The 11775-nt window shown below is 70.4% G+C and carries 10 protein-coding genes; 4 read left to right on the top strand and 6 right to left on the bottom strand.

Annotated elements, in window-relative coordinates; all coding sequences use genetic code 11:
* Positions 1-110 precede the first annotated feature (110 nt).
* Positions 111-2540, top strand: a complete 2430-nt coding sequence (locus POL25_RS16160) for a serine/threonine-protein kinase (RefSeq protein ID WP_272086920.1) — start codon at positions 111-113, stop codon at positions 2538-2540.
* 285 nt (positions 2541-2825) lie between these two features.
* Here POL25_RS16160 and POL25_RS16155 read toward each other — a convergent pair whose 3' ends face one another.
* Positions 2826-3749: a ribonuclease Z gene (locus POL25_RS16155; RefSeq protein WP_272086919.1), complete on the bottom strand. Its 924-nt coding sequence runs from the start codon at positions 3747-3749 to the stop codon at positions 2826-2828.
* A 184-nt stretch (positions 3750-3933) separates the two neighbouring features.
* On the opposite strand from POL25_RS16155, the gene POL25_RS16150 reads away from it, so the two are divergent.
* Positions 3934-4935, top strand: coding sequence for a hypothetical protein (locus POL25_RS16150; RefSeq protein WP_272086918.1), 1002 nt, complete (start codon positions 3934-3936; stop codon positions 4933-4935).
* A gap of 7 nt (positions 4936-4942) precedes the next feature.
* A complete protein-coding gene (locus tag POL25_RS16145) occupies positions 4943-5236 on the top strand; it encodes a gamma-butyrobetaine hydroxylase family protein (protein WP_272086917.1) in 294 nt (97 codons plus the stop codon).
* Positions 5237-5485: 249 nt separating this feature from the next.
* Here the strand turns inward: POL25_RS16145 and POL25_RS16140 are convergent, their stop codons facing one another.
* The 5 genes from POL25_RS16140 to POL25_RS16120 all read right to left on the bottom strand — a co-directional run bounded on the left by POL25_RS16140 (position 5486) and on the right by POL25_RS16120 (position 11033).
* Complete coding sequence (locus POL25_RS16140) at positions 5486-7708, bottom strand: DUF3160 domain-containing protein (RefSeq protein ID WP_272086916.1); 2223 nt, start codon at positions 7706-7708, stop codon at positions 5486-5488.
* An 84-nt stretch (positions 7709-7792) separates the two neighbouring features.
* Positions 7793-8338 carry a GNAT family N-acetyltransferase gene (locus tag POL25_RS16135; protein WP_272086915.1) on the bottom strand — a complete coding sequence of 182 codons (546 nt, stop codon included), beginning with the start codon at positions 8336-8338 and terminating at the stop codon, positions 7793-7795.
* 47 nt (positions 8339-8385) lie between these two features.
* Entirely contained in the window at positions 8386-8625 is a 240-nt protein-coding gene (locus tag POL25_RS16130) for an RNA recognition motif domain-containing protein (protein WP_272086914.1), read from the bottom strand.
* 180 nt (positions 8626-8805) lie between these two features.
* Entirely contained in the window at positions 8806-10410 is a 1605-nt protein-coding gene (locus POL25_RS16125; RefSeq protein WP_272086913.1) for a FecR domain-containing protein, read from the bottom strand.
* The gene (locus POL25_RS16120; RefSeq protein ID WP_272086912.1) at positions 10407-11033 is read right to left on the bottom strand and encodes an RNA polymerase sigma factor; all 627 of its coding nucleotides are present in this window, start codon (positions 11031-11033) and stop codon (positions 10407-10409) included. The genes POL25_RS16125 and POL25_RS16120 overlap by 4 nt, the downstream gene beginning before the upstream one ends.
* 90 nt (positions 11034-11123) lie before the next feature.
* On the opposite strand from POL25_RS16120, the gene POL25_RS16115 reads away from it, so the two are divergent.
* Positions 11124-11732, top strand: a complete 609-nt coding sequence (locus tag POL25_RS16115) for a hypothetical protein (protein ID WP_272086911.1) — start codon at positions 11124-11126, stop codon at positions 11730-11732.
* Positions 11733-11775: the final 43 nt, after the last annotated feature.

Genomic DNA, 11775 nt, shown 5'->3' with positions numbered 1-11775 from the left:
AGGGGCGCACGGTCTTCGGCATCGGCTTGCCGGCGTCGGTCCAGGCGGCCACTCGCGCGGCTCCGGCCTCCTCGCCGCCGCCGCCGGTCGCGGCGAGACCCGCACCGCCGGTGAAAGTCCCCGCCAAGGCGGACGACGAGGACACCATGCGCGACGTCCGGGACCTCACCCGTCCGGACGACAAGCGGGTCGCGGACGACAAGCGCACGATCGTCGCCAGACCAGGGCAGCTGTTCGGCGCAGCGGCCACGCCTGCTGCGGCGGAGCGCCCGGTATCCGACCACACGATGCCCGACATCCGCGCGGTGACGGGCCAAAAGCGCGATACCGGCGAGTTCACGGCGCCCGCGATCGCGAACGCCGATACCCACCTCGAGCTGCGCACGCCGGTGAAACTCACGGCGGGCAAGCCGATCCCGGGCACCCGCTACAAGCTGCTGCGCTGGCTCGGCGAGGGCGGCATGGGCGTGGTTTATGAAGCCGAGCACATCGACATCGAGCGACGGGTCGCGCTGAAGATCCTCCGCGCCGAGCTCAGCCTCCGCAGCGACACGGCCCAGGTGTTCCGCGACGAGGCGCGCGCGGCGACCCGCGCCGGCTCGAAGAACATCGTCGAGATCTTCGACTTCGGCGAGCTGCCCGACGGGCGCCTGTTCTTCTGCATGGAGCTGCTGAACGGCATCGACCTCGCCAGCCTGGTCGACCCCGAGCTCGAGTTCGGCCGCCTCATCGCCGTGCTGCGCCAGGTGTGCAAGGGCCTCGGCCTGGCCCACAAGGCCGGCATCGTCCACCGCGACATCAAGCCCGAGAACATCATCCTCATCACCCACGACGGCCGCCGCGACATGGCGAAGATCGTCGACTTCGGGGTGTCGGCGATGCTGACGGCCGACCGCGGCGCCGGACCGATCGCCGGCACGCCGGCCTACATGCCGCCGGAGCAGATCAACAACACCGACTTCGACGGCCGCCTCGACATGTACGCGATCGGCTGCGTGATGTACGAGCTGCTCGTCGGCCACCCGCCGTTCGTCGACGACAACCTCGCCGAGGTGTTGCTGTCGCACATCAAGGTCACGCCGCCGCTGCCGAGCCAGGTCAAGCCGGACCGCAACATCCCGAAGGCGCTCGAGGACGTGGTGATGCGCTGCCTGGCCAAGTCGCCGAGCGACCGCTACGCCGACATGGCCGAGCTCGAGGCGGCGCTCTGCGAGGCGCAGATCGCGGCCCGCATCACGACCGAGTGGGACGACCTGCCGCTGCCGGAGATCGAGCCCGAGCGGCGCGCGGCCCTGCTGGCGCGCATGCCCGGCTCGCAGGCGGAGGAGGGAGCGCAGCGGAAGTGGCTGCTGCCGGTGGCCGCGGCCGTGGGCGCGGCGGTGATCACCGCGGTGGCGCTGATGCTGATGGGCGCGCCGGAGGTGACGCCGGAGGAGCAGGAGCAGATCGAGTCGCTCAGCCGCGTCGCGCGGCAGGCCGCGAGCATCGGCCACTACGTCAACCTGCCGGAGGAAGGCGGGCCGACGGCGCTGCTCAAGGTCAAGGAGCTCGAGTCGGTCGAGGGCAGCGGCGAGCGCATGGCGGACGAGCGCGGCGAGGAGCTGCGCAAGGAGTTCTCGAACCAGCTGCTGACGATCGGCGACAAATTCTGGGACACCGAGGGCACGCGGCCGCTGTCGCGCGACTACTACGCGTGGGCGCTGGCCTTCGACCCCAAGAGCGAGCGAGCGCTGACCCGCGCGGCCCGCTCGCAGGCGGAGATCGACGACTACGTCAAGCGCGCCGAGGCCGGCACGCTGAGCCCGGGCGAGAAGGCGACCGGCGAGCTCGCGGTGGCGCTGATCCAGCCCGACGAGGACAAGCGCGCGGCCAACATCAAGAAGGCGGTCGCCAAGGCGCGCACGGAGGCGCCGCTGTCGGCCCAGACCGCGCTCCTCGAGGTCGCGCGTGGGGCCGGCGTGGCGGTCGAGCCCGAGGCGGCGCCGCCGACGAAGGAGCCCGAGCCGGAGCCGACGAAGCAGGACGACCCGCCGCCGGAGATCGTCGAGCCCGATGCGGTCGAGCCGACGCCGGAGCCGACCGGCAAGCCGTCGAAGTCGAGCAGGGGCGGCGGCAAGAAGAAGAGCGAGCAGGAGGACCCGGGCGACGACGAGCTGGCCGACGCGCCGGTCAAGCGCGACCCGGCCAAGGCGACCGAGATCGCCGGCCAGGGCAAGGCGGCGCTGGCGTCCGGCCGCCGCGACGAGGCCGAGTCGCTGTTCAACCAGGCGATCAGCTACGACCGCCGCAACGCCGAGGCGTTGATCGGTCTGTCGGACATCTACTTCGACCGCGGCTCGGCCGACAAGGCCCAGCGCTTCGCCGAGAAGGCGGTCGCGGTGGCCCCGAACAACGGGTCGTACCGGCTCAAGCTCGGCGACGCCTACTACAACGCGCTCCGCTACCGCGACGCGCTGCTGCAGTACGAGAAGGCCCAGGAGCTCGGCGACGCCAAGGCGGCCCAGCGCATCGCCAAGGTCAAGACGAAGCTCGGCGGGTAGGCTGGCCGAAAGGGCATGCTCGAAAGGGCATGCTCGAAGGGGCATGTTCTTACGAGCATGTCCTTTCGCTCCGCCTCGGAGTCCTCTGCCGCTTCGCAACACGGCGGCGACCTCCGCGCGAGGTAGTGGGTAGAAAGGGCCTCGAAGTCGAGGGACCGTGAACAACAGGAACTTCGGCACCGGATCGGCTCTCGCAGAGAGGCCGCGACCGCAGTTCGCGGGGCGTTGGCTCCGAGGCGCGGCGCCGTCTGTTCGAGAGCTGCCGCGATCGCGGCGCGCAGGGCCTCAGGCGCCGGCTTCGCGGCGCTTCGGCACCGGGATGATGTCGCAGTCGCGGGCGGCGATCACGTCGGGGTGGATCGCGCGGGCCTCGGCGACGAAGGCCTCGGTGTCCTGGTAGCGCTGCGAGAAGTGGGTGAGGACCAGGCGGCGGACGCCGGCGTCGCGGGCGATCGTCGCGGCCTCGACGGCGGTCATGTGGCCGTGGTCGTGGGCGAGGTCGGCGTCGCAGTGGAGATAGGTCGACTCGCACACCAACATGTCGGCGCCGCGGGCCAGCGCCACCGCGTTGGCGCACTTGCGGGTGTCCATCACGAACGCGAACACCTGGCCCGGCTTCGGCAGGCTGACGTCGTCGAGGTGGATGGTGCGGCCGTCGAGCTCGAGCGAGCCCTCGAGCATCAGCCGGCGGACCATCGGCCCGCGCACGCCGGCGGCGGCCAGTCGGTCGGGCAGCATGGTCCGCTTGGCCTTCTCCTCGAGGCGGTAGCCGAAGGCCTCGACGCCGTGGTCGAGCGGCAGGGTCGAGAGGGTGAGGTCGGCGTCCTCGTAGATCGTGCCGGGGCCGCGGATCGGTCGCGCGGTGATGTGGGCGACGTCGTGGAAGATCGAGGCGTGGCGCAGGCGATCGAAGAAGACCTGACCCGAGGCGGGGTAGTGCACGGTGACCTCGTGCTGGACCCGGTCGAGCGAGATGCGCTGGGAGATACCGGCCAGCCCGAGGCAGTGGTCGCCGTGGAAGTGGGTCACGCAGATCCGCGTGATCGCGGCGGTCGTCACCCCGGCGTAGATCATCTGCCGTTGCGTGCCCTCGCCGGGGTCGAACAGCAGGCCGTGGTCGTCCCAGCGCAGCAGGTAGCCGTTGTGGTTGCGATAGCGCGTGGGCACCTGGCTGGCGGTGCCGAGGGCGATGAGTTCCCGGGCGGACATAAGGGCGCGGAGCATAGATCAGGCGCCGCGGCCGCGGGAGCGAGCGAGCGGCCCGCAGCGGTGTTCGCTCCAGCAGTGACAGGTCCCTTGGGACAGGTCCGAACGGCCAGGCGGCTCAGGGCGTGACTGATACGATGTTCAGAGGTGCGCACGCGGGGTCGGCGCTTGTGGTAGAATCCGCGCCGTGCATTCTCGCCTCCTGAGGCTGGTCGGCGGCGCCACGGTGTGGCTGCTCGGCGCGTGCGGGGCCAAGCCGACCGAGGTCGAGCTGCAGCTGTTCCCGTGCGACCTGGTCAGCGGCGCACCGACGAGCGTGTCGCTGCGGATCCAAAGCTACGGCGCGGAAGGGGCGATCGGCGAACCTCTGACAAAGACGTTCCCGATCACCGATCCGGCCGTGTTCGACGATGACTTCGCGACGGTCGGGTTCACGCCGCCCGCGGGCACGCTGACCGCCGACATCACGGTGACGTGGATCGCCGAGGGCGAGATGGCCGAGGCCAAATACAACCTGTCGGTGCCGGCGCTCGGCGAGGTGCTGCAGCTCGGCAAGGACGAGTGCGAGGGCGGGCCCGGGACGACCTCGACGCCGACGACCGACGGGATGACGACGGTCGGTCCGGGCACGAGCGAGACGGGCACGAGCACGGAGCCCGGCACTTCGTCGACGAGCACGAGCACGACGGAGACGACGAGCACGAGCACGACGGAGACGACGAGCACGAGCACGACCGACGAGACGACGACCACTTCGACGACGGACACGACCGAGACGACGATGGGGACGGCGGGCGACGATCCGATGGAGGGTGGGGGTTGCGAGATCCCCCTCGAGCTCGCCTGCGATGCCGGGCCGGGCGTCCTCGGCAAGCTGCTGCAGTGCCAGGACGGCAAGTGGGAGCTCAACGAAACCTTCTGCACGCCGGGCAGCTGCGGTGACACGGGCCTCGCCGAACCGCAGGCGGCCGGTTGCGTCGGTTCGCTGCAGTCGTGGAGCTGCGCCTGCGCCGACACGCCGAAGAGCGAGTGCTCGATGGGCATGCAGAGCCAGTGCGGCGAGTCCACCGGCGACGGCGTGAAGGTCGAGCTGTGCGTCGAGGACGCCGGCAAGACGTACTACTACGTGTCCGTGTGTCCGGTGTGCGAAGAAGAGAACGGCCAGCCGCTGTGCGTGGTTCCGCCATGAGGTGCCGATGGTCCCGGTAGACATCGCCCATCACGTGAAGGAAGCCGTCCTCGAGGTCACCTGGGAGGACGGCGCGGTGTCGCGGCTGGCAGCGGGACTGCTGCGCGGCTGGTGCCCGTGCGCGACCTGCCAGGGGCACACGCCGGGCATCCGGTTCCACGAGCCGCCCGCGGGGGTGACGATCGCCGAGCTGCACGAGGTCGGCGCCTACGCGCTCGGGATCCGCTTCTCCGACGGGCACGACAACGGCATCTTCACCTGGCCGCACCTGCGCTGGGTCGCCGCGTACGGGCAGGGCTGACGTTCGCCTCGCCCGGCGGGACGGGGCGAAGGATGACGTCGTTCCGAACGTGAGGCCGCAGGGTCTTCAGGACATGTCATTCGGGACATGTAGCGAGTCGAGGCCCACTAGGCGGAGGCTTCGCGCTCAGGACGACCCTTGCAAGGCCGCGGCGCTTCAGTTCGGCTGACGAATGACATGCGCTTCAGGACATGCTCATGAGAGCATGTCCTGAAGTTATTTTGCCCGCAGCGACGGCGGGGGTGCGTCCTAGCGGACGAAGCTCTCGGTCCAGGACGGCCGCGCGGGCGGATCGCCCGAGAGGGTGGTCGCCCAGTCGGAGTCGGTCTGGCGGTCGTAGCCCTCGGTGAGCACGCTGTGGAAGCTCGAGACCGGGCCGACGTAGGCGCGGGTGCCGGAGCAGTCCTCGAGGGTGAAGACCATGAGCATCGGGCGGCCGGTGGCGGCGTGCAGGACCCAGCCCTTTTCGACGCCGGCGGCGTCGGTCGGGGCGGTGTGCACGTCGGCGATCGTCGGCTCGAACTCGGCGATCTTCGCCTGGTCGAAGAACAGCTTGCCGTACCAGCCGTCGTACTGGACCTCGCCGCAGCCGACGAGCTCCATCTCGATCGTGCCGCGGAGGAAGTCGTACTCGCCGGTGGTCAGCGCCTGGCCGTCGATCTCCTTCTGGGCGATGCTCTCGAGCGTGGTCGACACGTCCTTCAGGTGCGTGAAGAACGTCTGGGCGTTGGCGACCTCGAAGCCCTCGCCGGCGAGCTCGCCGGTCAGCTCGAGGCCGAGGTCGCCGAGGTGGGCGAGGCGGTTGTAGAGCGCGGGCACCGGCTCGACGTAGGCGTCGATGTACTCGCAACCGTTGCCGCCGGAGTAGGACTGCTTGACGTAGAGCAGGGTGTCGTGGCGCAGCTCGGCCCACGAGGCGGTCTGGGTGTTGAGGCCCTTGTCGGCCCACGCGGCGGTGCGCATCGACTCGGGCAGGTTGTCGAACTCGCTGTGGTCGCCGAGCGCGCGGATGGCCGCCAGCCAGCCGTTGTAGAAGTTGGCGTCCCAGAACTCCTGCGGGTGGCTGTCGACCAGGAAGCGCATCTCGTGCAGCGTGCCCTGGTAGCCGTACTCGTCGAGCTCGGGCTCGAGGTGGTGGGCGGCGGCGTTGTTGCCGAGCACGAACTGGACGTCGAGCTCGCTCGGCAGCATGCGCGTGACCTTGGTGCCGGTGCGCAGGTCCTGCACGCGGTCGTAGGTGACGTTGTTGAACACGTACGAGTCGATCGTGAAGCGCTGACCCATCAGGTGGAACACGCGCGGGAGCATCAGCTGCGGCGCGTTCGGGTCGGTGTACATGATCTGCGACATGATGCGCTGGAGGCCGTAGGCGCCGTCGATGAGGGCCTTGTAGACGACCTCGTCGGACAGCTTGACCAGCTCCTCGGGGGTGTGAGCCCCGACCGCGTCCATGTAGGTCGTCATGTCGGCCGGGCTCATGCTGTCGCGCTCGCCGATCAGCAGCGAGATGGTCTTGTCGATGCGCTTCCAGTTGGCCTCGGCGCCGCTGTCCTGCAGGAGGTGATGCAGGAGGAAGGCGGCATCGAGGCCGCGGCGGTTGAACTGCGGCTTCTGGTTCTCGTCGTAGACGACCATCGAGAGGTCGGTGCGGCCGAGCCAGATCATGGCCTGGAAGTAGGTCTGGAGGTCGGTGTCGTCCTCGTAGTGGCCGCGCGGCTCGAGCTGGGAGAAGTCGTACTCGACGTTGACGCCGAACAGGTCGAGGCCGGCCGGCTTGAGGCCGGTGACGGCGGCGAGGATCCGGTCGACCTTGTCCTGCACGACCTTGTCGTCGCTGACGGGCTCGGCGAAGCCGGACAGCAGGGCGCGGCCGACGGTGAGGTAGACGTCGAGGTCGGCGGCGGCGGCGGCGAGCTCGGGCGGGAGCTTGCCGATGCGGGCGCCGAGGGCCTTGTGGCTGGTGTCGAGCATCGTCGCCATCTCCTGGCGGAGGACGGTGCGCTCGAAGTACATGAGCATCGAGTCGAACGACTTGTGCAGCGCGTAGAGCATGCTGTCGGCGGTGACGAGCACCGGCAGGTCGTTGTCGTAGATGTCGAGGTAGGTGGTGGCGAAGGTCCGGGTGTCGGGGCTGTCGACGGCGACGAAGCCGTTGCTGGCGAGCAGCTTGTCGTGGGCGTCGGTGAGGCCGGCGTAGGGGCGGATGAGATCGAGGCCGGCGGCCTTGAGCGCGTCGTACGAGACGGAGGCGATATAGGCCGGCTGCGGGTAGAGCTCGAGGAACTTGGCGACGCTGAGCTTCTTGGCCTCCTCCTGGACCGGCGCATACTCCTCGGCGATCCACGGATCGGGCGCGGGCTGCTCGACCTCGGGTGCCGCGTCGGGACCACCACCATCGGGACCGTCGGGCTGGCAGGCGGTGATGGCGAGCGCCAGGGCGATAAAGGAGGAAGAGACGCGAAGCAAAGTCATGACACCGAGGGTAGATGGACTTGCGAAGGCGTCAACCAATTCTCGCGATCGCAGATCACGTGCGTGGTCGCCATGACTTCGATGTCAGGCTGGGGGGATCAGCCGACGGGCGAGCCAGATGTCGTGCTGGCCGAAGCCGTTGGCGTCGGGCATGACGCCGATCACCGAATAACCGAGTTTTCGATAGAACCCGAGCGGGTGGCCGCGCAGGTCCTGGAGGCGCGCGAGGTGGCCGATGACGTCGGGGTAGAGGTCGACGCCGGCGAGCGAAGTCAGCCCGAGCTCGTCGTCGGAGCCGACGAACATCGTATGGATGCCCATGGCGCGCACGTGATCCTCCAGGTCACGGACGAGCATGCGACCGACGCCGCTGCGCTCGCGGTCGACCCGGACCACGAGCGGGTGGATCTCCCACACGTGATCCGTGTAGCGCTCGTTGACCGCGGCCCACCCCAGGAGCTCGTCGCCGGCGACCACGGCCCGCGCGATCCGGGCCGGGTCCAGCGCCGCGTCGACCTCGTCGCGCGCGGCGTCGAGGTCCGGCCAGCCCTCGGGCATCCGCGCGTGGAGCAGCTCGGCTGCCTGTTCGAGCAGGTCCGGTCGGTCAAACGTGAGGTCGACGAGCTGCACGCGGGCAGGCTAGCGAGCTCCCGTCGTGGCGACAAGCGTCGCCCGGTTCAAGCGTCTTCGCGGACGCGGATGGTCGCGCCGTTGAACGGCTTTTCGTTCATCGAGGCGATCGCGGCGGCGCCGGCCTGGGTGCTCGCGAACTCGACGTGGGCGACGCCGGTCGAGGCGCCCTCGTCGTCGAACTCGAGCTGGCAGCGGGTGATCGATCCGAAGTTGTCGAAGCCGGCGAGCACCTGCGCCGGCGTGGTCGTCACTGTCATATTTTCTACGCGGATGCGCTTCGGCATCGTTGACTCCTTTTCGAGAGCAGAGGTCGTCCCGCGGCCCTGGAGCCGCACGTCGCGGTGTAGCACGGCGACGTGGCGAGCGCCGGTCGAGGCGTGGCGCGGCGATCGGCCGCGGACGGGCCTCCGGCGAACGCCGTTGGCACGTTCATCGGCGCCGCGAGGCGCGTGCGGACCTCGGCGCTACAGCTCGGAGACGAGCTGAGGGAAGCGCTGGAGGATCTTGCCGGCGTACTTGCCGTCGGGGTGACGCCGCAAGTAATCGCGGCCGTGCTCGATGGCCTCGTGGATGTCGCCGTTCTCGGTGCTGGCGAGCCACAGCCGGTAGCGCGCGAGCTCGACGTCGGCGTGGTCGGGGGCGCGGGCGAGGAACTTCTCGAACGCCTGCTTGGCGGCAGGGTAGTCGTTGGCGAAGTCCATGCGCAGGATGCCGATCAGGAGGTGGCCCTCGGCGATGTCGTCGTCGCCGTGCTCGCTCATGAATTGGGTGAGGCAGCGGGCCGAGAGGTAGCGGGTCTCGGCCGACTCGTAGAGGCCCTGGCAGTGGGCGAGCGAGGCCATGAGCTGCTCGCGGCGCGAGGCCCGGGTCTCGCGCACGAGCTTGTCGATGAGGGCCTGGCCGTCGTCGCCGCGGGCCTCGCGGCCGCGCTTGTGCGAGGCGGCGTGCGGACGCTCGAGGCGCGGGCGGGCGTCGGCGGTGCGGACGACGATGTGCTCGAGGCGACGGAGGCCGGGCACGTCGGGCAGGCCGGGCACGACCCAGCTGGGCGGGATGGTGCCGTCGGCGAACACGAACTGACCGTCGCCGTCGCCGTCGGACAGCGGCATGGCGAGGCCGACCTCGGGGCGACCGACGTCGGCGTAGGTCGAGCGGGCGACGTCGAAGCGATAGCCGGCGCTGACCTCGGCGAGCAGGTCCTCGCTCTTGAGGTCGAGGACCTCGACCTCGCCGCGCAGCACGGCCACGGCGGTGTCGCCGTCGTCGTCGACCTCGACGGTGAAGACGGTGCCGACGACGCGGACGATCGCGGAGGGCGTGCGGATCTTGAGGATCGGGTCGGCGGGCAGTCGCTCGTAGCGGACGGCGATCATGCCGCGCCGCAGGTCGAGCTCGACGAGGCCAGGGTCGGCGCGCGTCCAGTGGATCTCGGAGCCGCTGCCGAAGTTGGCGAGGATCTTCCCGACCAGGCCGATCTGCATGCTGCTGCCCGGGAACACCTCGAAGCGGGTGCCGACCGGGAAGGTGTCGGTGGCGACGGGGCGCTCGCCCTCGGCGACGAAGCTGTTGCCGGCGACGACGCGGCCGTAGTCGGCCTGGGCGTGGTGATCGAGGCCGGCGGCGCGCGCGGGCTCGGACTGGGCGGCGGGACCCGTGGGCTGGCGGGCGAGCAGGTCGGGGAGGTCGCGGGAGGCGACCTGCGAGGCGGGGCCGCCTTCAGGGCGGACGACCACCCAGGCGAGCGCCGCGGCGAGGGCGGCGACGCCGACGAGGCTGACGTTCTGCCTGTACCAAGAGACAGGTGCCGCGGCGCGGACCTTGCGGAGGATCGCGGTGAACTCGCGATCGCGGGCGACGATGCCGTGGCCCGAGCTGCCCGGGTCGGGGCCGCGGTAGACGGCAGAGAGCAATTGATGGGCGCGACGACAGCCTTCGCAGCCGCGCAGGTGGGCGTGGTAGCGGGCGAGACCCTCGGCGTGCAGGCGATCGCCCACGACGAGCTCGGCGTCCTCGCGGCACTCGAGGCAGCCGTAGCGCGGAGCAGAGTCGTCGTGGAGGGCGGGGTTCATGCGTCGCCGTGGACGAGGTCGTGTAGGCGCTTGCGGGCGCGCGTGAGCCGGTCGCCGACCGTCGAGACCGGCTTGTCGAGGATCTGGGAGATCTCCTGCAGGGTCAGGCCTTCGTAGTGATAGAAGACGAAGACCTCGCGCAGGTCCGGCGCGAGCCGCTGCAGCAGCCGCTCGGCCTCGCCGCGCACGTCGACGCGGCCGGTCTGCAGGTGGGCGTCACGCCCGTCGGTCCACCACTGGAAGGCCGACTTGACGCGGTTGCGACGGAAGCGCTGGCGCAGCAGGTTGTGCGTGGTGTTGGTGGTGATCCGGTACAGCCACGTGCTGAGGGCCGAGTTGCCCTTGAAGGTGGCGAGCGCCGCGAAGGCCCGGGCGAACACGGTCTGGACGATGTCGTCGATCTCGCTGTCGGGCCCGAGCAGGCGATAGAGGTGGCCGCGGACCTGCGACTGATGCGCCTCGTAGAACTGTCGCAGCGCCCGCGGGTTGCCGGCGCGCGCGCCCGCGAGGACGAGCTGCTCCTCGGTGGTGAGGTAGCCGGCGGCGCGCTCGTCGTTCGGAGCGGCGGCTTCGGTGGTCGCGTCGGTGGCGAACAGATCGGTGATCGGCAGGGCCTGATCCATGGGGCGGGCGTTGCGTGTCACCGATCCGACAACCTTTCCGCGGAAATTTCCGGGCGCTCGGCCTCACCATAGCAGGGTTACACTGGTGGTGTGACCGATCCGTCGACGGGCGCGCTCTCGTGCTGGCGGGCCCGCTACTGGGACCGGCCCCTCGACCGGGCGACGTGTGCGGCGATGGCCGCCAAGTACGCGGCCCTGGCCGCCCTCGAGGCGCTGCCCGGCGGACCGGCCCAGGCCGCGGCCATCCGTGCGGCAGCCGAGCGGTGGCCCGGGTCGCTCCGCGAGTCGCAGCTGGCCGGCCCGGCTCGCTGTCAGCTGCGCAAGGAGCAAGCGGCCGCGGGCGCGGCGGCGGAGGAACAGCCGCGCGCGCGCTGGCGCGAGGCCGGGGCGGCTCCGGTGGCGCTGTGGGCCGACCTGCATCCGCTGCTGGGCGACCTGCTGGCGTGGCGCCGGGCGACGGCGGGCAAGGACGGGCCAGCAGGGCTGCTGGCGTTCGTCAAGGGCACGCCGGCGGCAGATCGCTGGCCCGCGGATCTCGCGCTATTGGTCCGGGTCGGCGGTCCGCAGGCCCGGGTGCGCATGGCGTACGCGTGGCTGGCCGCACAGGCGAGTCTCGGGCTGTCGGCGCTCAACCTGGAGTTGTTCGGACGTGAGGGTCCGTGGGACGCCCGAACAGGCGATCCACCGCCAGTGCCCTAGCGGTCTCAGGGGTCCGTCTTACTGCTTGAGATCTCTCGTTTTT

It is taken from the genome of Nannocystis bainbridge (genome assembly GCF_028368995.1).
Taxonomy (GTDB): domain Bacteria; phylum Myxococcota_A; class Polyangia; order Nannocystales; family Nannocystaceae; genus Nannocystis; species Nannocystis bainbridge.
Note: the sequence above shows the minus strand (reverse complement) of the source record. Positions and strands in the feature narration are given on the sequence as shown.